Annotated in this window: 24 protein-coding genes; 15 read left to right on the forward strand and 9 right to left on the reverse strand. The window is 68.1% G+C overall.

Annotation, left to right across the window (positions count from 1 at the left end; all coding sequences use genetic code 11):
- Window positions 1-219: 219 nt before the first annotated feature.
- Genes HUK68_RS20080 through HUK68_RS20090 form a run of 3 tightly spaced genes read right to left on the reverse strand, consistent with a single transcriptional unit; the run spans window position 220 to window position 3,146 of the window.
- The gene (locus HUK68_RS20080; RefSeq protein WP_244146403.1) at window positions 220-1,398 is read right to left on the reverse strand and encodes a multidrug effflux MFS transporter; all 1,179 of its coding nucleotides are present in this window, start codon (window positions 1,396-1,398) and stop codon (window positions 220-222) included.
- Complete coding sequence (locus tag HUK68_RS20085) at window positions 1,395-2,606, reverse strand: MFS transporter (RefSeq protein ID WP_244146404.1); 1,212 nt, start codon at window positions 2,604-2,606, stop codon at window positions 1,395-1,397. Before HUK68_RS20085 ends, HUK68_RS20080 begins: the two co-directional genes overlap by 4 nt.
- A 51-nt stretch (window positions 2,607-2,657) precedes the next feature.
- Entirely contained in the window at window positions 2,658-3,146 is a 489-nt protein-coding gene (locus tag HUK68_RS20090; RefSeq protein ID WP_175506029.1) for a MarR family winged helix-turn-helix transcriptional regulator, read from the reverse strand.
- A gap of 225 nt (window positions 3,147-3,371) precedes the next feature.
- Here HUK68_RS20090 and HUK68_RS20095 point away from each other — a divergent pair, with 225 nt between their 5' ends.
- The 6 genes from HUK68_RS20095 (at window position 3,372) to HUK68_RS20120 (ending at window position 8,623) form a co-directional block, all read left to right on the forward strand.
- Window positions 3,372-3,857, forward strand: coding sequence for a hypothetical protein (locus tag HUK68_RS20095; RefSeq protein WP_175506030.1), 486 nt, complete (start codon window positions 3,372-3,374; stop codon window positions 3,855-3,857).
- 11 nt (window positions 3,858-3,868) lie between these two features.
- The gene (locus HUK68_RS20100) at window positions 3,869-5,602 is read left to right on the forward strand and encodes a hypothetical protein (protein WP_175506031.1); all 1,734 of its coding nucleotides are present in this window, start codon (window positions 3,869-3,871) and stop codon (window positions 5,600-5,602) included.
- Window positions 5,599-5,793 (forward strand): hypothetical protein, encoded by a 195-nt coding sequence (locus HUK68_RS20105; RefSeq protein ID WP_175506032.1) that lies wholly within the window; start codon window positions 5,599-5,601, stop codon window positions 5,791-5,793. Before HUK68_RS20100 ends, HUK68_RS20105 begins: the two co-directional genes overlap by 4 nt.
- Window positions 5,794-6,348: a hypothetical protein gene (locus tag HUK68_RS20110; protein WP_175506033.1), complete on the forward strand. Its 555-nt coding sequence runs from the start codon at window positions 5,794-5,796 to the stop codon at window positions 6,346-6,348. It begins immediately after the preceding gene.
- An 8-nt stretch (window positions 6,349-6,356) separates the two neighbouring features.
- Window positions 6,357-7,907: an AAA family ATPase gene (locus HUK68_RS20115; RefSeq protein WP_175506034.1), complete on the forward strand. Its 1,551-nt coding sequence runs from the start codon at window positions 6,357-6,359 to the stop codon at window positions 7,905-7,907.
- Between the two features lie 419 nt (window positions 7,908-8,326).
- Window positions 8,327-8,623, forward strand: a complete 297-nt coding sequence (locus HUK68_RS20120) for a YciI family protein (protein ID WP_175506035.1) — start codon at window positions 8,327-8,329, stop codon at window positions 8,621-8,623.
- 27 nt (window positions 8,624-8,650) lie between these two features.
- Here HUK68_RS20120 and HUK68_RS20125 read toward each other — a convergent pair whose 3' ends face one another.
- The 5 genes from HUK68_RS20125 to HUK68_RS20145 form a co-directional block, all read right to left on the reverse strand.
- On the reverse strand, window positions 8,651-9,007 hold the full coding sequence (locus tag HUK68_RS20125) for a DUF1294 domain-containing protein (protein WP_244146405.1): 357 nt from the start codon (window positions 9,005-9,007) through the stop codon (window positions 8,651-8,653).
- A 44-nt stretch (window positions 9,008-9,051) separates the two neighbouring features.
- Window positions 9,052-9,831, reverse strand: a complete 780-nt coding sequence (gene yghU, locus HUK68_RS20130; protein ID WP_175506036.1) for a glutathione-dependent disulfide-bond oxidoreductase — start codon at window positions 9,829-9,831, stop codon at window positions 9,052-9,054.
- A gap of 38 nt (window positions 9,832-9,869) precedes the next feature.
- Window positions 9,870-11,030 carry a class C beta-lactamase gene (ampC, locus tag HUK68_RS20135; protein WP_175506037.1) on the reverse strand — a complete coding sequence of 387 codons (1,161 nt, stop codon included), beginning with the start codon at window positions 11,028-11,030 and terminating at the stop codon, window positions 9,870-9,872.
- Between the two features lie 85 nt (window positions 11,031-11,115).
- Window positions 11,116-12,531: an FAD-binding oxidoreductase gene (locus tag HUK68_RS20140; protein ID WP_175506038.1), complete on the reverse strand. Its 1,416-nt coding sequence runs from the start codon at window positions 12,529-12,531 to the stop codon at window positions 11,116-11,118.
- A 3-nt stretch (window positions 12,532-12,534) separates the two neighbouring features.
- Entirely contained in the window at window positions 12,535-13,194 is a 660-nt protein-coding gene (locus HUK68_RS20145) for an aspartate/glutamate racemase family protein (protein WP_175506039.1), read from the reverse strand.
- A 115-nt stretch (window positions 13,195-13,309) separates the two neighbouring features.
- On the opposite strand from HUK68_RS20145, the gene HUK68_RS20150 reads away from it, so the two are divergent.
- From HUK68_RS20150 to HUK68_RS20190, 9 genes are all read left to right on the forward strand, one after another.
- Window positions 13,310-14,227, forward strand: a complete 918-nt coding sequence (locus tag HUK68_RS20150; protein ID WP_175506040.1) for a LysR substrate-binding domain-containing protein — start codon at window positions 13,310-13,312, stop codon at window positions 14,225-14,227.
- Between the two features lie 175 nt (window positions 14,228-14,402).
- On the forward strand, window positions 14,403-15,182 hold the full coding sequence (locus tag HUK68_RS20155; protein ID WP_175506041.1) for an SDR family oxidoreductase: 780 nt from the start codon (window positions 14,403-14,405) through the stop codon (window positions 15,180-15,182).
- An 8-nt stretch (window positions 15,183-15,190) separates the two neighbouring features.
- Window positions 15,191-16,666, forward strand: coding sequence for a dihydropyrimidinase (hydA, locus tag HUK68_RS20160; RefSeq protein WP_175506042.1), 1,476 nt, complete (start codon window positions 15,191-15,193; stop codon window positions 16,664-16,666).
- A gap of 39 nt (window positions 16,667-16,705) precedes the next feature.
- Window positions 16,706-17,542 carry a transporter substrate-binding domain-containing protein gene (locus tag HUK68_RS20165; protein WP_175506043.1) on the forward strand — a complete coding sequence of 279 codons (837 nt, stop codon included), beginning with the start codon at window positions 16,706-16,708 and terminating at the stop codon, window positions 17,540-17,542.
- Window positions 17,542-18,282, forward strand: coding sequence for an amino acid ABC transporter ATP-binding protein (locus HUK68_RS20170; RefSeq protein ID WP_279614320.1), 741 nt, complete (start codon window positions 17,542-17,544; stop codon window positions 18,280-18,282). Before HUK68_RS20165 ends, HUK68_RS20170 begins: the two co-directional genes overlap by 1 nt.
- Entirely contained in the window at window positions 18,279-18,959 is a 681-nt protein-coding gene (locus HUK68_RS20175) for an amino acid ABC transporter permease (protein WP_175506045.1), read from the forward strand. Before HUK68_RS20170 ends, HUK68_RS20175 begins: the two co-directional genes overlap by 4 nt.
- A 3-nt stretch (window positions 18,960-18,962) precedes the next feature.
- Window positions 18,963-19,634: an amino acid ABC transporter permease gene (locus tag HUK68_RS20180; protein ID WP_175506046.1), complete on the forward strand. Its 672-nt coding sequence runs from the start codon at window positions 18,963-18,965 to the stop codon at window positions 19,632-19,634.
- Window positions 19,635-19,669: 35 nt separating this feature from the next.
- The gene (locus HUK68_RS20185; RefSeq protein WP_175506047.1) at window positions 19,670-20,611 is read left to right on the forward strand and encodes a dihydrodipicolinate synthase family protein; all 942 of its coding nucleotides are present in this window, start codon (window positions 19,670-19,672) and stop codon (window positions 20,609-20,611) included.
- Between the two features lie 225 nt (window positions 20,612-20,836).
- Entirely contained in the window at window positions 20,837-21,823 is a 987-nt protein-coding gene (locus HUK68_RS20190) for a Bug family tripartite tricarboxylate transporter substrate binding protein (RefSeq protein ID WP_175506048.1), read from the forward strand.
- Window positions 21,824-21,852: 29 nt separating this feature from the next.
- Here HUK68_RS20190 and HUK68_RS20195 read toward each other — a convergent pair whose 3' ends face one another.
- Window positions 21,853-23,058, reverse strand: a complete 1,206-nt coding sequence (locus tag HUK68_RS20195) for a GAF domain-containing sensor histidine kinase (RefSeq protein ID WP_244146406.1) — start codon at window positions 23,056-23,058, stop codon at window positions 21,853-21,855.
- Window positions 23,059-23,307 lie beyond the last annotated feature (249 nt).

Consider the following 23,307-nt stretch of genomic DNA (forward strand, 5'->3'; position numbering starts at 1 on the left):
ATCGACGGCCGCGGCAGGCCCTGGTCGTCCGGCCTGCCAACAAAGGTCGATTGCGCCAAATCAACCCGAACTATAGTTAATCTCTATTGATTATCAATAGTGGTTAACTATTAGCTATGTTGTTTTTCCACAATGCCGAACCCGGAAGGAGCCCATGCGGCCGCAGTCGGGCCGCAAAAAATCAACGCGCCTTGCACCCCGCGCCGGGGCAGTGCATGCCTAGCGCTGTGCGCCGGCTCCATACGCATGGGCCATGCGGAAGCTGGCCAATGCCAGCCCGGTGATGCACATCTGCGTTACCGCGCACGACACCACGGGGTCGTCGCCATGGCCGACCAGCAGCGTGCCGATCGCGCCCATGGCCATCTGGCCGAAGCCATACAGGCCAGCGGCCGATCCGGCCAGCGCAGGCATGACCGCCAGGGAACTGCCCAGCGCCGCCGGACTGGCGAGACCCGCGCCAAAGGTCATGGTGATGGTGATGGCCAGCAGCCAGCCGGGGGTCAGCCAGCCCATGGCATGAAAGGCCAGCAGCGTGGCCGCCATCGTGAGTCCGAGGCCCGCGCCCAGGAACAGGAAGCGCTCGGCCGGCCAGCGGCTCGAAAGCCGCCGCGTGAGAAACGTGCCCAGGCTCGCGCCAACGATGGTGCTGGCCGCGAACCAGCCGATGGCGCTGATCGGCAGGCCCATCTGCCCATGCACGATATAGGGCACCGAGGCCAGATAGGGATAGAGCGCCGAGGTGATGCAGGCGCCGCCCAGCATGTAGCCGGCAAAGCCCGGATGGCCCAGCAGCTGGCGGTAGTCGCGCCCGATCGACGCCACCCTCAGCGGCCGCAGCTGCCCGTTGGTTTCGGGCAGCAGGCGCCAGGTGCACACCAGCATGGCGCTGCCGATCGCCACCAGAAACACATAGATCGCGCGCCAGCCGAAATGGTCGGCGAGATACGCCCCCACGATGGGCGCCAGGCCCGGCCCGGCGAGCGTCAGCAGATTGAGCAGCGCCAGTTCGCGCGTGACGCGCGCCGGCTCGGCGGTGTCGCGCACGATGGCCCGCCCGAGCGCAATGCCGGCCGCGCCGCCCAGCGCCTGCAGCAGCCGCGCGACCAGCAGCCATTGCAGCGTCGGCGCCAGCAGCGCCATCACGCCGGCGCAGAAATACACCGACAGCCCCAGCAGCAGCGCCGGGCGCCGGCCCACGGCGTCGGACACCGGCCCGTAGATCAACTGGCCCAGTGCCAGCCCGATCACATACAGCGTGATGGTCTGCTGCATGCTGGCCGCGGACGCGCCCAGCGCCGCGCCCGCCACAGGCAGCGCCGGCACGAAGATGTGCATTGCCATGGTGCCGCTGAACGTGACCAGCACCAGCAGCCACAGCGGCGCACGCATGGTCATGCGGCCGCCAGCGCCGGCTGCATGCGCGGATGGCGCTGGAAGAACACCGCGGCGGTGATGCCCAGCACGATGACGATGCAGCAGAAGATGCGCACCGCGGCGTCCATGCCCCAGTTGTCGGCAATCCAGCCAATGCCCAGCATCGGCACCATCGAGCCGATGTAGCCGATGACCAGGTAGGTGGACAGCAGGCCGGTGCGGTTGGCAGGATGGGCAATGCGGTTGACCATGCTCATGCCGGCCAGCATGCTCATGCCATGGCCCGCGGCCGTGAACAGCACGCCCAGCGCGAACAGCGTGGCCGAGCCGGCCCACAGGTTGAGCATCAGCAGCGCATTGCTCAGCGCCAGGCTCGCCAGGCCCAGCGCGCCGCACCAGTGCGTGGGCAGGCGCCCGGCCAGGATCTGCGTGCATGCCGACATCAGCAGGATCAGCGCGATCGCCGTGCCGCTGACCACCGGCCCATGCCAGGGCACGAGCTTGTCGAGGAACAGCGGCGACATCGAGGCATAGAGGCCGAACACGCCAAACGCCAGGAACGGCAGGCTGCTGGTCAGCGCAAAGGCTTTGGAGGCCTCGCCCGCAGGCCAGGTCAGCTTGGGCAGCACGTCACGCCACTGCAGCGGCTGCGGGTTCTGCGGCGCCGCATCGACCGGCAGTTCGAGCCGCGACAGCGCCAGCAGTCCCAGCGCCGCCAGCACCAGCGTCGGCACATAGGTGGTCACCAGCGGATACGGCGCCCACTGCCCGATCAGCCCGCCCACCAGCGGGCCGACGCCAAAGCCCAGCGCGATCAGAAAACCGCTCATCATCGCCACGCGCTGCACATTGCCCGGCGGCGACAGCTTGGCCAGGCCCAGCGTGGCGCTGGTGGTCACCATGCTGGACGCCACGCCGACGATCAGCCGGCCCACGCTCAGGCTGGCCACGTTCCAGGCAATCAGGCTGATGAAGGTGCCGACCATGGCCATGCCCAGCCCGGCCATCATCACCGGCCGAAAGCCAATGCGGTCGGGCAGCCGGCCGAGAAACAGCAGCGTGCACAGCGCGCCGCCCATGTAGATCACATAGATGTGCGAGATGTCGCTGGCCTGCAGGTTCCAGGCCTGCTTGTAGAGCGCATACAGCGGGCTGATCAGCGCCGTGCCCATCACGCCGACGATCATCGCGAAACTCACCCATGCAAAGGGCGATGCCTTCAATTTCATTTTTCCACCGTATTGTTGTGCCGCACCCGCCGAAGCCGTCCGGGTGCTGGTTCAGGTCGCCGCGCCGTCCAGCGCCGCGAATCGCTGCGAAATCTTGTTCAGCACCGCGCGCGTGACCTGCTGCTCCTCGGCCGACAGCTCGGCCAGCAGCACGCGCTCGATCTCCAGGCTCTTGGCGAGGATCAGTTGCGCAATCGCGCGGCCCTGCTCGGTGAGCGCAATGCACTTGGTGCGGCGGTCCGCGGGGTCGCACTGCCAGTCGACCAGCTGCGCCTCGCGCAACTGCGCCAGCACCCGGACCAGCGAGGAACTGTCGAGATAAAGCGCATCGGCCAGGTCCTTTTGCCGCAGCGGCCCGCCCTGCTCGTAGAGCACCAGCAGCGGCGTGCGCGTCGCGTCCGACAACCCCAGATCCTTGAAGCTCAGATCCACCTGGCGCCGCCACTGTCGGTAGACTCGCGCGATCAGCAGCCCGAAACGCGAACGCGCCTGGCCGGTACCAGGCGCGTCGCAGGCGCTGTCCTCAGAATTAGTTTGCATGCAAAGTATTTTGCCACGGGTTTACCCGAAGTGCTTGAAGGCTGACAAAAAGCTTGCGCTGCATCAAGGCGCGCACGCGCCGCCATTGGGGGCCTTCTGCTGGATGGCGTCGCGCGCACCAGAAAAGTGCAAAAGAATCGAAATAATGCGCGTTCGTGTTCCAACCGCTCCTCTTCTCTTGTAACAATACTTGCATAACCATCTACAAAAGCAAAGAGGACACCGATGGCGCGTTCCATCCTGGGCATCAAGACTGCCGGATCAGCGGGCGATTTGCGCACCGCGCCGGCCGGCAGCCGCAGCGCGCTGGACGGCGCGGCGCTGCAGGCACGCTTGCGGCAAAAGCGCTCGCCGGCCTATATCGAAGCCATGACCCGGCTCGACGCCGGCACGCAGCTGCAGGCCGCGCATGCGGCCCAAGCCACGCAAGGCCTGCTTGACGCCATCCGCCAGGAACTACCCGACGTCGCCATCGACGCGCTGCCGCTCGGCATCGTCGCCAAGTGCCACCTGGGCGCGCCGCACGAGGTGCACACGCTCACTTGTGCGGGCAACATCATCCAGCACTTCAAGACCGGCGAGGCCCTGCCCCCGCTGATGGAGCGCGCCCGCGCGCTGGCCCAGCATCCCGGCTACGCCTTCATCGAGGTCTACCCCACCCGGCTGATCACCGTCAGCGCCAGCGGCCAGACCGCCGTCATCGATATCTGAAAGGTCTTTCCATGAGTACAGATCGCATCATCCAGGTCGCAGACCTGAGCCTGATCCTCGGATCCCTGCGCAGCCTCAAAGGCGACATCGGCACCGTTTCCGGCCAGGTCGAGTCCGTCGGGCAGGAGCTGTCGCAGACCCGTTCCGAGCTGTCGCGGCTCGAGCAGGCGTTTGCCGACTTCGTCGAGGCCGACCTCAAGGCCAAGGAACTGTCGCTGGCCGAAACCCGCCAGGTCAAGGTGCGCCAGGAGCTGGAAACCAGCTTTGGCTACTACGCCGTCGTGCGCCGCCAGGCCACGGGCGTGCTGCAGGCGTCCGACGTGCAGCTGGTGCGCAAGGAAACGCTGCAAAGCGCCACCGAGGAATTGATGATCTCGGCGCCGCGCTATTGGCTGGCCCCGGCGCTGGTGGCGCTGTCGGCCTGGCTGGGCGACAAGCGCGAGCTGGCCACGCGCGCGCTGGCCGAAGCGCTGCGCCGCGATGATGAGAAGACCTCGCTGTTCTTTGCGCTGATTGCGCGCCGCGCGGGCCGCATCGACGCCAACCGCACCTGGCTGGACCGCTACTTCGGCTTGCAAAACCCCTACCAGCTCGACCGCCAGACCGTGGTCATGATCGATGCCATGGCCAACGGCGTGTTCGGCGCCGATGTCACCATGCACTGCAGCAAGCGCGTCAGCGCCTGGATCGACGAGCTGTCGCAGCAGGCCGGCTTCGTCGAGGCGCAGCGCGTCCAGTGGAGCAAGGCCCTGGTGTCCAAGGCGCCAAACACCGACCACGGCCAGCGCTACAGCCATCTGCAGCGCCTGAGCCCGACCTGGCCGGCGCTCAACGCGGCCCTCAACGGCGTGGCCATGCACCAGGCGGTGCTCGCGCATTTCAAGGGCGTGTTCGACGGCGAGATCAAGGCCGCGCCCAGCGTGCTGACCGCGGTCGACGACCTGCTGAGCAAGCTGGTTACGCGCTTCGACGACGAGGAACTGCCGCTGCGCCGCCAGGAGGAGATGTGCCGCTTCATCATCGAGGAGAACGGCGACAAGCGCGCCGCCAGCAAGCGCTATGAACTGCAGAGCGCGGCGCTCGACACCGAGGTCGACTTCACGCAGCTGCTGACCAACGCCGCGATGCATCCCGAAACCTCGCATGTGACGCGCGCCACGCAGCGCTTTGCGATTGCCCACTCGCGCGACTGGATCGTCGATGCCCATGCCGATGTCACGGCCAAGGCGCGCATGGCCGTGCCGACGCAGATCGAGATCGCCATCGAGGACTGGAAAGGCAGCACCGCCCAGGGCGACAACGAGGCGCAATTGCTGGACAGCCTGACGCAGAGCATTGCCGCGCGCGAAGCCGCGGCACTGGCCGAGGTCAAGCTCACGGGCATGCACTGGCTGGCGGTGGCGTTTGGCATCGCCATGCTGTTCCTGTCGTTCAGCATGGGCTGGTTCAGCTTCGTGATCGGCGCCGCGGCGCTGGGCTGGGTGTGGCTCACCTACCGCCAGCTCGACCAGCGGCGCGCCAAGGTCAAGGCCGACTTCGCCAGGCTGCTCGAGCAATCGACCCAGGCGCTGCGTGCCTGCCTCGCCGAAACCGTGGAACTGCGCCGCGACATCGCCCGGCGCGATGCCGTGGCCGCCGAGGTGGCGGCGCTGCTGGGCGGCATCAGCCCCGAGCAGCACATCCTCTCATCGCATGACACGGTGCGCCGCGTCATGGTCAACAGCCCCGCAGGAGCCAGCGCATGAACCGCACGATCATTCCCGACAATACGCCCCCCGCCCGCCCCGGGCTGGCCCCCGCGCCGGCGGCGGGCTCGACTTCCGCCGCAACGCCCGTGGCGCAACCGGTGCCGGACGATGCGCGCGATGCACTGGCCGGCGCCCTGCCCGCGTGGGATCTGCTGCCGGCCACGCCCTTCATCCGCCGCGTGAAGTAAATGCCGCTGCCACCGACGGGTCCGCAGACCTACGCGCAATGGAGCGACTGTCTCGACCGGCTGGCATCGGGCCTGGAAGACGATGCCTGCCTGGCGCAGATGGCGCGCGGCACGCTGGCCTGGAGCGGCGGCGTCGGTCCCTTGTTTGCGCAGCGCCTGGCCGATGAGTTCAATGCGCGGCTCACGCGCTGCTCCGAGCGGCTCACGCGCGATCTGCGCGCCGGCGCCGATGAAGCCAGCGTGGTGCGCGCCATCGTCAACGCGCGCCAGTCGCTGTTCTTCCTGCACCGCCTGGCCCAGCTGCCGGCCTTTGCCGAGACGCTGCGCAGCCACCTGGTGCGCGAGGTGCGCGGCTTTGCCGAGCGCTCGCAGCAATCGCTCGAAGACTCGGCGCGCGCCGACCGCAGCGGGCGCCTGCGCCTGCTGCTGCAAAACAATCCCTTGCTGCGCTACGACACGCTGAGCTTGGCCGCTGTGCCCGAGGCCCCTGCGCCTGCCGCAGCACCTGCGGCCACGCCGCCCGCAGCCCCGCGGCGGCGCAATATCCTGATCTGAAGCATTCCATGAGCGACACCACCGAGTTCAAGGCCACCCTCACGCGCTATCTCAAGGCGCGGATTCCGTTCATCTCCATTCGCAGCGCGGAACGCGCGCGCGTGCTCGACCTGATGCGCGAGGTCGTGGCCACGCTCAACGCGCCGGTCTATGTGCACACGCTGTCGCAGGGCACGCGCGAACTCGCGACCGGCCGCTCGGTCAACGAGGACCGCTCGGCCGCGGGCGCCGTGGACTTCGCGAGCCAGCAGTTCGCGCAGCGCCAGAACCTGTCGGTGGTGCTGACCGAGATCTCCGACATCGAGGACGACACCGCGTCGGCGCGCCACCTGCTCGACGTGGTGATGCTGGCGGCCGAGCACAGCGGCGTGGTGGTGGTCATCACCACCAAGCCGGTCTGGGGCCAGTTGCAGCGCGCCGGCATGTCGCTCGCGCTGTCCTACCCCACCGAAGACGAGATGCACGCCATCATCCGCGAGAACCTCGACGCCTACCGCAGCCACTTTCCCATCGAATGGGACGCCGACGACGAGCGCCGCGCCGCGGCCATCCTTGCCGGCATCTCGCGCATCGAGGCGGAAAACATTATTGCCACGCTGCTGGCCAACGGCCGCGTGAGCAAGGCCGACATGGTCGAGCTGATGCACGCCAAGGACCGCATCTTTGCCGACATCTCGGGCATCGAGCGCGTGGCCGTGCGCGGCACCGAGCTCAATGTCGGTGGCCTGGGCGGCCTCAAGTCGTGGCTCGACAAGGAGCGTCCGCTGCTCACCGCCGACCTGCGCGAGCGCGGCATCCGCCCGCCGCGCGGCGTGCTGCTGGTCGGCGTGCCGGGCTGCGGCAAGTCGCTGTCGGCCAAGGCGATTGCCGCCAACTGGGGCCTGCCGCTGTACCGGCTCGACCTGTCGACGATCCACGGCCAGTACCTGGGCCAGAGCGAGTCGCGCCTCAAGGATGCGCTGGCCACCGCCGACCATGTCTCGCCCTGCGTGCTCTGGATCGACGAGATCGAGAAGGGCCTCGCCGGCGCGCAGGGGGGCGGCGACGGCGGCACCTCGACGCGCCTGGTCGGCCAGTTCCTGTACTGGCTGCAGGAAGCGCGCGCGCGTGTGTTCGTGGTCGCCACCGCCAACGACGTCTCCAAGCTGCCGCCCGAGCTGCTGCGCCGCGGCCGCTTCGACGAGCTGTTCTTCGTCGACCTGCCCACGCCGCAGGAGCGCCGCGAGATTATCGACATCTACATCCAGCGCGGCCTGAAGCAGGCCATGCCCGAGGAGCTGATGACCGAGCTGGTCGAGCTGTCGGATGGCTTTGCCGGCTCCGACCTCGAATCGGCGGTGCGCGAAGTCGTCAAGCAAGCCTATCTCGACGGCGATGCCGCCGTGACGCCGGACCTGTTCCGGCGCAGCTTCATCAACGTGGTGCCGCTGTCCAAGACCGCGCCCGAACAGATCGAGAACATCCGCGCCTGGGGCCGCGAACGCGCCGTGCCGGCCTCGGGCCAGCCGATCGGCGCCGCGCCCAATCAGCCGCGCCCGCGGCGCCAGGTGCTGGGCTGAGCGCGGCGACGGGTGCGGGTGCGGGTGCGGGTGGACACCGAAGCGCTTGCCCGGCCCGCCCGTTCGCCCTGCGCCGGGCGAAACGCATATCCGGCTCGCTCTGAACCTGTCGAAGGGTGTAATCCGCTCATCCTGAGTCTGTCGAAGGATGCCACCCGTTCACCCTAGGCGGGCCCCCCTGAGCCTGTCGAAGCTTGGGTGTCGCGCCACCAACCTACGCTTGTTCGTACCTGACTCCTGGCCGTCCATCCTTCGACAGGCTCAGGACGAACGGAGGGAACCTTGGAAGCGCGTGTCCCGCTCACCTGAGCCTGTCCAAGGGCGCAAACCGCTCGCCCTGAGCCTGTCGAAGGGTGATCATCTCGAGTGAAGCCGCAATCCCGTCACCCCACACTCGCAGACACGGCACACGACACCGCATGCTTTTTGCCATCATCTTCACCGACAAGCCCGACCACGCTGACCTGCGTGCCGCCCACCTCCAGGCGCATATCGATTGGCTGGAACAAAACAAGGACGTGGTGCCGATTGCCGGTTCGCTGCGCCACGCGCCCGACGAGGCCGCGAAAGGCGGGCTGTGGATCGCCGAGGCAGACTCTCGTGCGCAGATCGAGGCGCTGATCCAAACCGACCCCTTCTTTGCCGCCGGCTTGCGCCAAAGCTACGAAATCCTGCATTGGTCCAAAGCCAACAGCGCGCGCAAGGTGCTTATCTGAGCGCTGCGGGGGGCGCTGCGTAAGGCCTTAGCGTCCTGCCAGCGCCTGCCCATATGGGCTTGCAAGAAAAATAGAAGCCTGGATGTTCAGCACCACGCTGCACCAGAAAACGGCACGAAACTGCGCCTTCGAGGATTTGTGCCGCAGCAGTTGCTGCGCCAGCAGCGCGCCCGGCCAGCCGCTGAGCAACCCAAGCCAGTGCAGCGTCTTTTCCGAGATGCGCCCTCTGCCTTGGCGCGCCGCCGACTTGTCGACAGCGTAGGCGAAGAAGCTCACAACGCTCCCTACCGGGTAGCTCCACAGCAGCCAGCGCGGCGGATAGCCGAAAAAATAGCCGGCCGCGAGCACGACCGGCAGGCACGCCATGGCCAGGATGCTGGCCATGCCCCACGGCGCACGCCGGGCGCGCGCGGGCCGCTGCGTCCCGCTCACTTGAACAGCGCGCTGCCCGACTTCACCGCCGCACGCCCATCGATCTGATGCGCCCAGCGCAACAAGTTCGGATACGCCTGCGCATCGAGAAACTCCGCCGCGTTGTACACCCGCCCCAGCGCCACGCCGCCATACCAGGGCCAGACGGCCATGTCGGCAATCGTGTACTCGCTGCCGCAGAGGTATTCGTTGTCCCGCAGCTGGTTGTCAAGCACGCTCAGCTGGCGCTTGGTTTCCATCGTGAAACGGTCGATGGCGTACTGGATCTTCTCGGGCGCATAGACATAGAAATGGCCGAAGCCGCCGCCCAGATAGGGCGCGCTGCCCATCTGCCAGAACAGCCACGACAGGCATTGCGCACGCTGCGCTCCGGCGGGAATGAAGTGGCCGAACTTCTCGGCCAGGTACAGCAGGATGGCGCCCGACTCGAAGACCGGCAGCGCCGGCGTCTCGCTCTGGTCAACGAGCGCGGGAATCTTCGAATTCGGGTTGATGGCGACAAAGCCGCTGCCGAACTGCTCGCCCTTGAGGATGTCGATGCGGTGCGCATCGTAGGCCGCGCCCGCGACGCCCAGCGCGGCCAGTTCCTCCAGCAGGATCGCGACCTTGATGCCGTTGGGCGTTTCCATCGAGTACAGCTGCAGCGGCTTGTCGCCGCGCGCCAGCTCCTGCGTGAACTGGGCGCCGGCCGTCGGCCGGTTGATGCTGCCGAATTTGCCGCCCAGCGCGGGCGGCGGGGTCCAGACCTTGGGCGGTTCGGAGGGGTTCTGTGCCATGCGGTGTTCCTTCAGTTGAGCGCCTAGGATAGAACGATTCAGCGCGCTTCGCCCTGAAGCAGCAGCAAAGCCAGGCGCACGCGCGCCGCGGCCGGCAGGTTCTTGTTGGCCAGGATCACCACGCCCATCTGCTGCTGCGGCACGAACGCCACATAGGCGCCAAAGCCGTTGGTGGCGCCGGTCTTGTTGACCCAGGCGCCGGGTTGCGGCGCGCGCGCCGGCACCAGCCGCTCGACCGCAAGTGTCTCCAGGGCCACGCGGCTGGAATTGCCTTCCAGCAGGATGTCCAATGCCGGCGGCAGCGCGTACTGCTCCCAGACCAAATCCTGCGTCATGGCGCCGAGCTGGAAATAACCGCGGCGCGTGGCCGCGAGCGCCTGCGCCAGCGGTTCGCCGGCCTTGGACGGGTCGATATTCAGGTCGATGAACCGGATCAGGTCGCGCGCGCTGGTCTTCACGCCATAGGCTTCGGCCGCGAGCAGGCCGGGGTTCACGCGCACCGGCGCATCGGCCTTGTCGTAGCCCTGGGCATAGCGGTGCATGGCAGACGCTGGCACGTCGAGATAGGTATCGCGCAGCCCCAGCGCGGGAAACAGCATCTTCTGCATGGCGTCCGTGAAGGGCATCTCCCAGGCCTTGGCCGCCGCCATGCCCAGCAGCCCGAGGCTCGGGTTGGCATAGCTGCGCGCCGTGCCCGGGGCATAGGACGGCGTCCAGGCGCGGTAATAAGCCGTCAGCTGTTCGGGCGTGTCGATGCCGTCGGGCAACTGCAGCGCAAAGCCGCCTGCCGTATGGGTGGCCAGGCCCAGCAGATCCACTGCGGCAATCGGGCTGCCGCGCAGCTCGGGCAGGAACTTCGCCGGGCTGTCGGCCAGCGACAGACGGCCGCTGGCCTCGGCCAGCGCCGCGAGCGTGGCGGTGAAGGTCTTGCTGATCGAGCCGATCTCGAACAGCGTGTCGCTGGTGACGGGCGCATTGCCGGGCTTCGAAGCCAGGCCGAAGTTATGGAAGCGATGGCGGCCCTGGTGCGTCACGGCAATGGCCATGCCGGCCACGCCGTGTGCGCGCATCACCTGCTCAGCCGCAGCACGGAGCTGCGCATCGCGGTCCGCAGCGGGCGCCGCGGCGAAGGTCTGGCACGCGGGCGCTGCTGCGCCCAGCGCGGCAAGCTGGAGAATCTGTCGTCTGGTGTGGCCCATGGGTCGTGCTGCGAGGCAAAAGCCTCCACTGTAGCCACCCCGCGCGCGCGACTGCCGATCCCACCGGCAAAGCCCCCGATGGCCGTCAGATCAGCTTGCCCGGGTTCATGATCTGGTTCGGGTCGAGCGACTGCTTGACGCGCATCATCAGGTCGAACTCGACCTCCGATTTGTAGTGGCGCAGCTCGTCGCGGCGCAGCTGGCCGACGCCGTGCTCGGCGCTGATCGAGCCCTGGGCCTCGGCCACGAGGTCATGCACGATGCGGTTGAACCGCGCCGTGGCGGCCGCCAGCGCCTCGGGCGGGGTATCGCGCGGCAGCAGCACGTTGTAGTGCAGGTTGCCATCGCCCAGATGGCCGAAATTGATGATGCGCACGCCGGGCTGCGCGGCCTGCAGCGCGGCGTCGGCCTGCTGCACAAAGGCCGCAAGGGCCGAGATCGGCAGCGCGATGTCGTGCTTGACGGCCTTGCCGGCGCGCATCTGCGCCTGCGAGATGCCTTCGCGGATCTTCCACAGCGCCTGGGTCTGCGCGCCGCTCACGCTCAGCGCCACGTCTTGCACGCAGGCGTTCTCCAGCGCCGCTTCGAGGCTGCGTTCGAGCAGCGCCGCGAGACCCTCGCCCTGCGTGTCGGCGAGCTCGATCAGCGCATGGAAGGCGTGTTCGCCCGCCAGCGGCGCGCGCACCTCGCTCACCTGTTCCAGGATCAGCGCCAGCGACGGCGCCGACAGCATCTCGAACGCCACCAGCCGTTCGCCGCAATCGGCGCGCAGCCGCGCCAGCAGCTGCACCAGCGCGGCGATATCGCGCGCGCCGACCCAGGCCGTGGCGCGCGCCACGGGCCGCGGCGAGAGCTTGAGCACGGCGGCGGTGATCACGCCCAGCGTGCCTTCGGAGCCGATGAACAGGTCGCGCAGGTCATAGCCGGTGTTGTCCTTGCGCAGCGCGCGCAGGCCATGCCACACGCGGCCGTCGGGCAGCACCACCTCGAGGCCCAGCGCCAGCTCGCGCGCGTTGCCGTAGCGCAGCACCGCGATGCCGCCGGCATTGGTGGCCAGGTTGCCGCCGATGGTGCAGCTGCCTTCGGAGCCCAGGCTCAGCGGGAAGAAGCGGTCGACCTCCTGCGCCGCGGCCTGGATGTGCGCCAGCAGCACGCCGGCCTCGCAGGTCAGCGTGTTGTTGAGCGGATCGACGCTGCGGATGCGGTTCAAGCGCTGCGTGCTCAGCACCACCTGCGCGCCGCTGGCATCGGGCGTGGCGCCGCCGCTCATGCCGGTGTTGCCGCCCTGGGTCACCACCGGCGTATGCGTGTCATGGCAGATGCCCATCACGGCCGCGGTCTGCGCGGTATCGGCGGGGCGCACGACAATGGAGCTGCGGCCGTTCCATTTCCTGAGCCAGTCGCTTTCATAGGGCGCCTTGGCGGCGTCGTCGAGAACCAGGCCGGCAGCGCCGACGGCGGCATGCAGGCGTTGCAGCAGTTGGGGGTGCAGATTGCTCATGGTTCACCAGTCGAGTTGAATGCGGCCCAGGGCCATGGCGACCGCGGCCTGCGTGGGTTCGACCACGCGCAGGCCGGTCGCGTCTTCGAGCGGCGCGCGAAACGCGGCCATGCCGGCGCAGCCCATCAGCAGCACATCCGCGCCGTGCTCGTCGCGCAGGCGCTTGCCGGCCGCAACCATGGCCTCGAGCGTTGCCGCATGGTCGGAGAGTTCACTCACGCCGCGGCCGATCGCGACCTCGCCCGCGACGCGCTGGGCAATGCCCATCGCGCCCCAGTTGCGCCAGTGGCGGGCTATCGAGCCCTGCAAGATGGCAATCACGCCCAAACGCTGGCCCAGCGTCATGGCCGTGAGCGCGCCACATTCGCTGATGCCCAGCGACAGCACGCCGCGCAGCTCGCGCAGCATCTGCAGGCCCGGGTCGCTGAAGCAGGCGGTGACGAAGCCCGCGGCCCGGTCCTGGTGCTGCTGCGCGAAGGCCAGCACCGACAGCGCCGCGCGGTCCACATCCTGCTGCGTCTGCACGCCCGGCGGTCCGTCGGCCAGCGTCACGCATTCGATGCGCACGCCGCCGGGCCGGCGCAGCCGCGCCAGCGCGCTGTCGATGCCGGCGGTGACGGCCTGGCTGCTGTTGGGATTGATGACGTAAAGCGTGTCGCGCATGGGCTGCCTCGTGGGAGCTGGATAGGCTTGGCAGTGTAGAAGCGCCAGCCGACTTCGACACTTGCCAATTCATGCGTCATGATTAACACCTTGTTATCTACCTGCGCATTTCCCCATGAGCTTCAACCTCCGCCAGATCGAAGTTTTCCGCGCCGTCATGATCACCGGCTCGATCCGCGGCGCGGCGCAACTGCTGTTTGTCTCGCAGCCCGCGGTGAGCCGGCTGCTGTCGCATACCGAGGCGCGCGTCGGGTTTCCGCTGTTCGAGCGCATCCGCGGCCGGCTGTTTGCCACGCCCGAGGCCAAGAAGCTGTTCCACGAGGTCGAGCAGGTCTATGCGGGCGTCAAGCGCGTCAACGAACTGGCGCGCGAACTCAGCGAACACCAGGAAGGCATACTGAACCTGGTCGCCAGCCCGAGCGTCGGCCAGGCCGTGATCCCGCTGGCCATGGCCGAGTTCCGCCACAGCAATCCGCAGGTCAAGCTGACCTTCCAGTACCTGGGCCACGCGCCGCTGACCGAGCGCCTGCTCAACCGCCAGGCCGACCTGGCGGTGACGATTCTCCCGGTGATCCATCCGAATCTGGAGATGGAGGAGCTGGGCAGCGGGCGGCTGGTCTGCATCTGCCCCTACAACCATCCGCTGGCGCGGCGCGCGACGCTGAGCGTGGCCGATCTGCTGCCCTTCCCCTTGATTGGCTATGACCGCGAGTCGCCGTTTGGCGCGATGGTGCATGCGCTGTTCGCCGACAGCGGCGAGACGGTGCGCGCCTCGATCGAGGCCGGCTCGCCGCAGAACGCGTGCGCGCTGGTGCAGGCCGGCGCGGGCATTGCGCTGGTCGACGAGTTCTCGGCCAGCAGCTGGGCGGCCAGCAAGTTCGTGGTGCGTCCGATGCTCAACGCACCCGTGCTCAAGGCCACTTTGGTGCGGCTGCGCACCGAACCGATGTCGCAGCCCGCGCAGGCCTTCGTCGAGGTGCTGCAGCGCGTGATGGAGCGCGAGGGGTTTCGGGTTTCCACGCAAAGCCATTAACACGATGTTAATGACGACGGCCAAAGTTTCACGCGACATGCCGGGGGGTGGTCGGAATAATGAATGCCATACCAACGCATTCAAGGCCGTCCTCCATGCTGCACTCCACGCCGTCCACCCCGGCTTTTTGTCCCGCTGAAACCGGCGCCGCCCACCGCTCTGGCGGGGTGTCGGCATGAAGCTCGGCATCGAAGGCCGCCACGCGCTGGTCTGCGCGTCGAGCCGCGGCCTGGGCCGGGCCTGCGCCGAGTCGCTGGCCGCCGAAGGCGTGCACCTGACGCTGCTGGCGCGCGGCCGTGAAGCGCTCGAAGACACCGCCGCGCAGATCCGCCGCACGCATGGCGTGACGGTGCATGCGGTGGTCGCCGACATCACCACGCCTGAAGGCCGTGCCGCGGCGCTGGCCGCCCACCCCGCGCCCGACATCCTGGTGAACAATGCCGGCGGCCCCAAGCCCGGCCATTTCCGCGACTGGGACCGCGCCACCTGGATCGCGGCGCTGGACGCCAACATGCTGGCACCGATCGAGATGATCCGTCTCACGCTCGACGGCATGGCGGCGCGGCGCTTTGGCCGCATCGTCAACATCACCTCGTCGGCCGTGAAGGCGCCGATCGACATCCTGGGCCTGTCGAATGGCGCGCGCTCCGGGCTCACCGGCTTTGTCGCCGGCATCGCGCGCACGCATGTCGCGCACAACGTCACCATCAACAACCTGCTGCCCGGCCCGTTCGAGACCGACCGGCTGCTGGAAACCGCGCGCCAGTGGGCCGCGGACAACGGCCTGCCCGAAGGCGAAGTGCTGGCGCGCCGGCGCGCCGCCAACCCCGCCGGGCGCTTCGGCCGGCCAGAGGAGTTCGGCGATGCTTGCGCCTTCCTGTGCAGCGTGCAGGCCGGCTTCATCACGGCGCAGAACTTGCTTCTTGACGGGGGTTCCTACCCCGGCACTTTCTAGTCCCAGCCATGACCTCATCTTCTTTTGACCTGACGATACGCAACGGCCGCATCAGCAATGCCGACGGCAGCTTCTCGGCCGACATCGGCGTGCGCGACGGCGTGATCGTCGAGATCGCGCCCAGCCTGCCCGCGGGCACGCGCGACGTCGACGCCAGCGGCCGCTGGGTGCTGCCCGGCGGCATCGACAGCCACTGCCATATCGAGCAGCTCTCGGGCATGGGCGTGATGTGCGCCGACGACTTCTACTCGGGCACGGTGTCCGCGGCGTTTGGCGGCACCACCACCATCTTGTCGTTCGCGGCCCAGCACCGCGGCGACAGCATTCCCGAGGTCGTCGCGGCCTACGCCAAGCGCGCGGCCGAGAAGGCGGTGATCGACTACGGCTTTCACCTGATCCTCACCAACCCCGACGAGACCGCGCTGCGCGAGCATCTGCCGCAGGTGATACGCGATGGCATCACCTCGCTCAAGGTCTACATGACCTACGACAAGCTCAAGCTCGACGATTACCAGCTGCTCGAGGTGATGGCCGTGGCCGGCGAGCAAGGCGCACTGGTCATGATGCACGCCGAGAACCACGACATGATCCGCTGGATCGCGCACCGGCTGCTCGAACGCGGCCACACCGCGCCCAAGTTCCATGCGGTGGCGCACGACCAGCTCGCCGAGTCGGAAGCCACGCACCGCGCGATTGCCCTGGCGCGTCTGGCCGATGTGCCGGTGCTGATCGTGCATGTCGCGGGCCGCGAGACCGTGGACGTGATCCGCAATGCGCGCCGCCTGGGCGCCGCGGTATATGCCGAAAGCTGCCCGCAGTACCTGTTTCTCGAAGCCAGCGACAGCGACCTTCCCGGAGTCGAGGGCGCGAAGTTCTGCTGCAGCCCGCCGCCGCGCGACGCCGATTCGCAGGCCGCGGTCTGGGACGGCCTCAAGGATGGCACGCTGGGCGTGTACTCGTCCGACCACGCGCCCTACCGCTTCGACGCGAGCGGCAAGCTGCCCAAGGGCGACGCCACGACCTTCAAGGAAATGGCCAATGGCGTGCCGGGCATCGAGCTGCGCCTGCCACTGCTGTTTTCCGAAGGCGTGATGGCCGGCCGCATCAGCATCGAGGAATTCGTCGCGCTCACCGCCACCAACCATGCGCACATGTACGGGCTGGCGCCGCGCAAGGGCGCGATTGCCGTGGGCGCCGATGCCGACCTGGTGCTGTGGAATCCCGAGCGCCGCGTCGAGGTCAGCGCCGCGATGCTGCATGACAACGTCGGCTACACGCCCTACGAGGGCCGCGTGCTGCAGGGCTGGCCCGAGACGGTGTTCAGCCGCGGCCGCTGCGTGGTGCAGGACAACCAGCTGCAGGTCGAGCGCGGCACGGGCCACTACCTTGCGCGCGGCCGGCCCGAACCGCTGGCCCGCCAGAGCGCGCCCTCGCCCGAGCGCGGCCGCTTGAGCGAACTCGTCGGGCTCAAGCGCCGCCACTGACACCCCTCCCCTGTTTTTGATTCCTTCACGAGTTTCGCCATGAAATCCACGCCCACCCGCATTTCCCTGTCGCTGCTGTGCCTTGCCAGCAGCGCCGCCCTGGCCCAGGCGCCGCTGCGCAGCGCCGTCGACGCCACCTTCGCGCCCCACGCCATGGCCAAGCTCGGCGGCGGCGTGCAGGGCTTCAACGTCGATCTCGGCGAGGAACTCGCCAAGCGCCTGGGCCGCAAGATCGAGATCGAGGGCGCCGAGTTCTCGGGCTTGGTGCCCGGCCTCAACAGCAAGCGCTATGACTTCCTGGTGGCGCCGGTCACGGTGACGCCCGAGCGCGCCAAATCGCTGCTGTTCACCGAAGGCTATCTCGACACCGACTACACCTTCCTCGGCACCAAGGCCGCGCCGGCCGTCACCCGGCTCGAGGATCTCAAGGGCAAGACCCTTGCCGTCAACAAGGGCTCGAACTACGAAGGCTGGGCGCGCGACAACGCCGCCAGATACGGCTTCAAGTTCGATGTCTACGGCGCTAATGCCGATGCGGTGCAGGCCGTGCAATCGGGCCGCGCCGACTACAACCTGGCCGGCACCACGGTGGTCGCCTGGGCCGCCAAGCAAAACCCGAATCTCAAGACCAGCTACACCATCAAGACCGGTCTGGTCTGGGCGCTGCCATTTCGCGCCGACGACAAGGCCGGGCGCGACGCGGCCTCGAACGCGCTCAAGTGCATGAAGCAGGACGGCACCATTGCCAAGCTGGCCGTCAAGTGGTTCGGCTTCCAGCCCGGCGCCGACGACGCCGCGGTGAAGATCGCCCCCGGCACCGGCGTGCCCGGCACCGAAGGCTACGACGCCACCCCCGTGACGCCGAAGTGCGCCTGATGGCCATGCTGGAAATCTCCGGGCTGCACAAGTCCTATGGCAGCAACGTGGTGCTGCGCGGCGTGGACCTGAAGGTCAACGCCGGCGAGCTGGTCTGCGTGATCGGGCCATCGGGCTCGGGCAAGAGCACCATGCTGCGCTGTTGCAATCTGCTCGAAACCCCGACCGGCGGCTCCATCCTGGCCAACGGCCACCAGGTGACCTCGCCCACGGTGGACATCAACCGCCTGCGCCAGGACGTGGGCATGGTTTTTCAGCAATTCAACCTCTACCCGCACCTCACGGCGCTCGACAACGTGGCGCTTGCGCTGCGCAACGTGCAGCGTCGCTCCAAGGCCGAAGCCCAGGCGCTGGCGCAGCAGGCGCTCGAGCAGGTCGGCCTCGGGGCCAAGGCGCGCGCTTATCCCGGCGAACTCTCGGGCGGCCAGCAGCAGCGCGTGGGCATCGCACGCGCCGTGGCGCTCAAGCCGCAGGTGATCCTGTTTGACGAGCCCACCAGCGCGCTCGACCCCGAGCTGGTCGAAGACGTGCTCAACGTGATGCGCGACCTGCGCCAGCGCGGCATGACCATGCTGGTGGTCACGCACGAGATGGCGTTTGCGCATGCCGCGGCCGACCGCGTGGTGTTCATGGATGGCGGCGTCGTGGTCGAGCAGGGTACGGCCGCCGAGCTGTTCGAGCACCCGCGCGAGCCGCGCACGCAGAGCTTTCTCGCGCGCTACGGGAGCCAACGTCCATGACGCTCGCAGACAGCGGTTTCCTGTTCACCTTCTTCAATCCGGAAGTCGCGCGCCAGTACTGGCCGGTCATTGCTTCCGGCGCGCTGGTGACGATAGGCGTCGGCCTGGCCGTGGTCGTCACCGGCACGCTGCTGGGCCTGCTGCTGGCACTGGTGCGCGCGCTGGGCCGGCGCGCGCTGGCGCTGCCCATCATCGCGTTTGCCGACATCATGCGTTCGCTGCCGCCGCTGGTGGTGCTGATCGTGCTGTATTTCGGGCTGCCCGCGCTGGGCCTGCCGCTGTCGGCGTTTGCCGTGACCTGGCTGTCGCTGTCGCTGGTGCTGGCCGCCTATGCCGAGGAAAGCATCTGGGCCGGCATCTCGGCCGTGCCCGGCGGCCAGCTCGAGGCCGCGCGCTCCACCGGCCTGCGCTGGCCCCAGGCCATGCGGCTGGTGGTGCTGCCGCAGGCGCTGCGCCGCGCGCTGCCGCCGCTCACCAACCGCGTGATCTCGATCACCAAGAACACCGCGCTGGGCTCGGTGGTGGCGCTCAACGAGATCCTCAACAACGCCCAGGGCGCGAGCAGCTACGCCGGCAACCCCACGCCGCTGATGATGGCCGCGGGCGCCTATCTGGTCGTGTTCCTGCCGCTGGTCGCGCTCTCGCGCTGGCTCGAACAACACTGGCAGCAGAGGTGAGCCGTGGAAAGCCTGATACAGAACTTCTTCAACCTCGAGGTCTACGCGCAGGTGTTTCCGCACCTGCTGAACGGCCTGTGGACCACGATCTGGCTGTCGGCGCTGGTGATTCCGCTGGGCGCGGCCGCGGGCCTGGCGCTGGCCCTGGCCCTGACGCAGTCGCGCCGGCGCTGGCTGCGCTGGAGCCTGATTGGCTATATCGACTTCTTTCGCGCGTTCCCGCCGCTGGTGCTGCTGATCCTGATTTACTTCGGCGGCCCGTTCCTGGGCCTGGAGCTGGGCAAGGTCGCCGCGGTGGCGCTGGCTTTCGTGCTCAACAACGCGAGCTACTACGCCGAGGTGTTCCGCGCCGGGCTCGAAGGCGTGGCGCGCGGCCAGATGGAAGCCGCGCGCTCGACCGGGCTCACGCGCGCCCAGGCCGTGCGGCTGGTGCTGATTCCGCAGGCCGTGCGCAACGTGCTGCCCGATCTGGTCGGCAACAGCATCGAGGTCGTCAAGCTGACCAGCATTGCCAGCGTGGTGGCCATGCCCGAGCTGCTGCGCGCCGCGCGCGATGCGCAGTCGCTGGTCTACAACCCCTCGCCGGTGATGCTGGCGGCGCTGATGTACCTCGCGCTGCTGTGGCCGCTGACGCGCTGGCTCGGCCGGCTCGAACACCGCCGCGCCAGCCGCTGAACCCGTTCCCGAAACCGTCGCACCAAAGGAAACCGATGTACCCCGAAAAGATCAGCGAGACGTCCAAGGGCGTCTACATCATTGCCGCCACGCCGTTCACCGACAGCGGCGAACTCGACCTCGACAGCTGCGACAGCCTGACCGACTTCTACCTCGACAAGGGCGTGACGGGCTTCACCATCCTCGGCATGATGGGCGAGGCGCCCAAGCTCACCGAAGCGGAAACGCTGGCGGTGATGGACCGCGTGCTGGGACGCATCGATGGCCGCGTGCCGGTGGTGGTGGGCGTGAGCCATGCCTCGAACCGCCATGTCGAGCGCCTGGCGAAAACCGCCATGGACCAGGGCGCGGCCGGCGTGATGCTGGCGCCGGTCGCCAACCTCAAGACCGACGAGCAGGTCTACCACTACTTCGCGACCATGGCCAGGCTGCTGGGCCCGGACATCCCGATCTGCCTGCAGGACTTTCCGCAGGTCACGGGCGTGCACATGTCGGTGGGCGTGATCCTGCAGCTGATCGACGACTTCCCGCAGGTGGTGATGCTCAAGCACGAGGACTTTCCCGGCATGCGCAAGCTCAGCGAACTGCGCACGCAAAGCGCCGATGCGGGCCGCCGGCGCATCAGCATCCTGGTGGGCAATGGCGGCCTGTTCCTGCCGCAGGAAATGCTGCGCGGCGCCGACGGCGCCATGACCGGCTTTGCCTATCCCGAGATGCTGGTGCAGGCCTGCGCGCTGTTCGACCAGGGCCGCGCCGACGAAGCCGAGGACCTCTACAACCTCTACCTGCCGCTGCTGCGCCATGAATTCCAGTACGGCCTGGGCCTGGCGCTGCGCAAGGAAACGCTGCGGCGCCGCGGCGCGATCCGCTCGGCCTATGTGCGCCGTCCGGGCCCGGTGCTGGGCGCCATCGACATGGCCGAACTGGGCCGGCTCATCGAGCGCCAGGCCCAGGCGCTGCGCGAACGCGGCCTCTGAAGCCGCAAGGGCCGGCCATCGCACCTGGTCGGCCCCACCGTTCGTGCGGAGCCCCCACCGTTCATGCTGGGCCCCCACCGTTCGTGCTGAGCCCCCACCGTTCGTGCTGAGCCCAAACCGTTCGTGCTGAGCTTGTCGAAGCATGAACGTCCCGCGCGAAAAATGAGCTCCCCCACCAAGATCCCCCACCCCAGCGCCTGCCGGCTGGCGAATCCAGGAGTTACCATGCACCGCCGCGACTTTCTGCAAGCTTCCAGCGCCGCCACTTTCGCCGCCACGCTGCCGGCCCGGGCCCAGGCCTGGCCGGCGCGCACCCTGCGCCTGGTCGTGCCGTTTCCTCCGGGCGGGCCGGTCGACAGCTTTGCGCGCTTCTATGCCGAGGCGCTGGGCAAGCAGCTGGGCCAGACCGTGATCGTCGAGAACAAGGGCGGTGCCTCGGGCACGCTGGGCAGCCTTGATGTGAAAAACAGTGCTGCCGACGGCTACAGCCTGCTGTTTGCGACCGCCTCGACGCATGCGCTCTACAACCTCACCGAAGCCCGGCCGCGCTACAGCGCCGCCGACGACTTCGACTACATCGCCGTGCTGGGCGGCGCGCCGGTGGCGTTTGCGGTCGGCCCATCGATGCCCAAGACGCTCAAGTCCCTGGTGATTGCGGCCAAACACAACCCGGGCAAATACAACTACGGCTCGCCCGGCACCGGCACGCTGATGCATGTCGCGGTCGAGCGCTTCAAGCAGCTGACCGGCGCGCCGCTGCTGCATATCCCCTACAAGGGCACGGGCCCGGCCATGCAGGACCTGATGGGCGGCGCCATCGAGATGGCGGTCGGCACGCTGGGCGTGATGCTGCCCTTCCACCGCAGCGGGCGCATGCATATCGTTGGCGTGGCAACGGCGCAGCGCCTCACGCTCGCTGCCGACATTCCCACCATTGCCGAATCCGCCGAGCTCGCCGCGCCCTTCGAGGCCAGCCTGTGGAATGTGGTGGCCGTGCCGCGCGGCACGCCCGCGGCAGTGAAAAAGGCGCTGGCCGACGCCACGCGCGTGGTGATGGGCACGCCGGCCATGGCCGCCACGCTGGCCGAACAGGGCATCTTTGCCGATCTGCATATCGGCGACGCCGCAGCTTCGGCGTATGTGAAGGCCGAAGCGGCCAAGTGGAAGCCGGTGGTGGCGCAGCTGGGCGGCGCGGGCGCCATCGGGCAGTGAACCAGCCGGGCAGCCCTGCCCTGCCGAGCTCACGCGATGGCCGTCACGCCCTTGCGCACCGGCAGGCGCGCGGTGAAACAGGTGCCGGCCTCGGCGGACGAGCTGACATGCAAGGTGCCGTCGTGCGCTTTCACGATCATCGCGCAGATATGCAGGCCCAGCCCCAGGCCGCCGCCGGGCTTGCTTTCCGCGGGGCGCCAGTAGGGCTCGAAGATTCTCGCCAGGCATGACGGGGCAATGGGGGTGCCGGCATTGCACACCGACAGCTCCAGCCAGTTGCCGTCCACCTTCGCATTCACCGTCACGGCCTGGGCGGGGTCGCCATAAGCCAGGGCGTTGCCCAGCAGATTCGACACCAGTTGCTGCACCCGGCCCAGATCGCACTCCACCGCCTCGCCGACAGCGTAGTTCTCGATGATGTTCCACGCGGCATGGGAGTCCCTGAGCTCTGCGACCACTTCCCTCAACCGGGGCTCGAGATCGGTGAGCGGCACGATGTCGACGCCCATGCCGGAGCCCATGCGGCCGCGCGCCAGATCCAGCACATCGTCGATGAGCCGCGCCATGCGCCGCGCATTGGCGCGCAATCGGGCGCCGTACTTCAGCATCTCCGCGTCCTGGCGCCGCAGCATGGTTTCGCTGATCGCCCGCATGGACGCCACCGGGTTGCGCAGGTCGTGGCCGAGCACGGCAATGAACTGGTCGCGCAGTTCGGTGGCCTGGCGCGAGTCGTGCAAGGCCTTCTCGGTTTCCTCGTGCCGCTGCTCGAGCACCAGCTGCCGCCCGATCAGCTCGGCAAAGTTCTGGAACATGCCTATGGTCTTGGCATCCGACACCATGTTCGGACTGGGATCGATCGCACACAGGTTGCCAAAGTAGCTGCCGTCCGGCCGGATGATGGGCACCGAGATATAGCTCTGGATGTTGTAGATGCGCGGAGTGTGGTGGTCGCGGTAACGCGCGTCCTCGCTGGCATGGTCGAAAGACACGGGCATGCCTGCGGCCCGCGACTCCTTGCACAGCGTGGTGTGCACATCGAGCTGGCCACCTGGCAGCAGGCCGAACGCGATGTGGTCCTCTACCGCGCAGGCCGTCCAGGTGCCATCGGTGACACGCGCCACGGCCGCAAAGCGCATGCCGGTGTTGTCGCAGATGATGCGCAGGATCGAAGGCACGGCACTGATACGGGCCACCGCGGCTACATCGTGCGCAATGGATTCGGGCAAATCATTCACTAAAGCTCCAGGGGCCATCCAAGGCCGGGGTCAGGGTCACAGTCCGGCGGCCCTTCGGCCTGCGTCGGGTTCGCCCCCATGGCTGGACCATGGATGCAGCCAGCCCCCGATCGTAGAGCAATCGGCGCTGTCCTGCACAGTCCCGCGCGCATGGCCGGCAGACCGCCACCAAGCCCGGCTGCCCGGTCTGGTGCCCAGTGCCGCACAAGTGCACCATCGGGGATGTGCCCGAAGCTGCATTTGCGCGCT

The organism is Comamonas antarctica, from assembly GCF_013363755.1.
GTDB classification, from domain to species: domain Bacteria; phylum Pseudomonadota; class Gammaproteobacteria; order Burkholderiales; family Burkholderiaceae_C; genus Comamonas; species Comamonas antarctica.

Coding starts and splice junctions, on each gene's coding strand:
- HUK68_RS20080 (WP_244146403.1), bottom strand. CDS start 1,398: ATGACCATGCGTGCGCCGCTGTGGCTGCTGGTGCTGGTCACGTTCAGC.
- HUK68_RS20085 (WP_244146404.1), bottom strand. CDS start 2,606: ATGAAATTGAAGGCATCGCCCTTTGCATGGGTGAGTTTCGCGATGATC.
- HUK68_RS20090 (WP_175506029.1), bottom strand. CDS start 3,146: ATGCAAACTAATTCTGAGGACAGCGCCTGCGACGCGCCTGGTACCGGC.
- HUK68_RS20095 (WP_175506030.1), top strand. CDS start 3,372: ATGGCGCGTTCCATCCTGGGCATCAAGACTGCCGGATCAGCGGGCGAT.
- HUK68_RS20100 (WP_175506031.1), top strand. CDS start 3,869: ATGAGTACAGATCGCATCATCCAGGTCGCAGACCTGAGCCTGATCCTC.
- HUK68_RS20105 (WP_175506032.1), top strand. CDS start 5,599: ATGAACCGCACGATCATTCCCGACAATACGCCCCCCGCCCGCCCCGGG.
- HUK68_RS20110 (WP_175506033.1), top strand. CDS start 5,794: ATGCCGCTGCCACCGACGGGTCCGCAGACCTACGCGCAATGGAGCGAC.
- HUK68_RS20115 (WP_175506034.1), top strand. CDS start 6,357: ATGAGCGACACCACCGAGTTCAAGGCCACCCTCACGCGCTATCTCAAG.
- HUK68_RS20120 (WP_175506035.1), top strand. CDS start 8,327: ATGCTTTTTGCCATCATCTTCACCGACAAGCCCGACCACGCTGACCTG.
- HUK68_RS20125 (WP_244146405.1), bottom strand. CDS start 9,007: ATGGCCAGCATCCTGGCCATGGCGTGCCTGCCGGTCGTGCTCGCGGCC.
- yghU (WP_175506036.1), bottom strand. CDS start 9,831: ATGGCACAGAACCCCTCCGAACCGCCCAAGGTCTGGACCCCGCCGCCC.
- ampC (WP_175506037.1), bottom strand. CDS start 11,030: ATGGGCCACACCAGACGACAGATTCTCCAGCTTGCCGCGCTGGGCGCA.
- HUK68_RS20140 (WP_175506038.1), bottom strand. CDS start 12,531: ATGAGCAATCTGCACCCCCAACTGCTGCAACGCCTGCATGCCGCCGTC.
- HUK68_RS20145 (WP_175506039.1), bottom strand. CDS start 13,194: ATGCGCGACACGCTTTACGTCATCAATCCCAACAGCAGCCAGGCCGTC.
- HUK68_RS20150 (WP_175506040.1), top strand. CDS start 13,310: ATGAGCTTCAACCTCCGCCAGATCGAAGTTTTCCGCGCCGTCATGATC.
- HUK68_RS20155 (WP_175506041.1), top strand. CDS start 14,403: ATGAAGCTCGGCATCGAAGGCCGCCACGCGCTGGTCTGCGCGTCGAGC.
- hydA (WP_175506042.1), top strand. CDS start 15,191: ATGACCTCATCTTCTTTTGACCTGACGATACGCAACGGCCGCATCAGC.
- HUK68_RS20165 (WP_175506043.1), top strand. CDS start 16,706: ATGAAATCCACGCCCACCCGCATTTCCCTGTCGCTGCTGTGCCTTGCC.
- HUK68_RS20170 (WP_279614320.1), top strand. CDS start 17,542: ATGGCCATGCTGGAAATCTCCGGGCTGCACAAGTCCTATGGCAGCAAC.
- HUK68_RS20175 (WP_175506045.1), top strand. CDS start 18,279: ATGACGCTCGCAGACAGCGGTTTCCTGTTCACCTTCTTCAATCCGGAA.
- HUK68_RS20185 (WP_175506047.1), top strand. CDS start 19,670: ATGTACCCCGAAAAGATCAGCGAGACGTCCAAGGGCGTCTACATCATT.
- HUK68_RS20190 (WP_175506048.1), top strand. CDS start 20,837: ATGCACCGCCGCGACTTTCTGCAAGCTTCCAGCGCCGCCACTTTCGCC.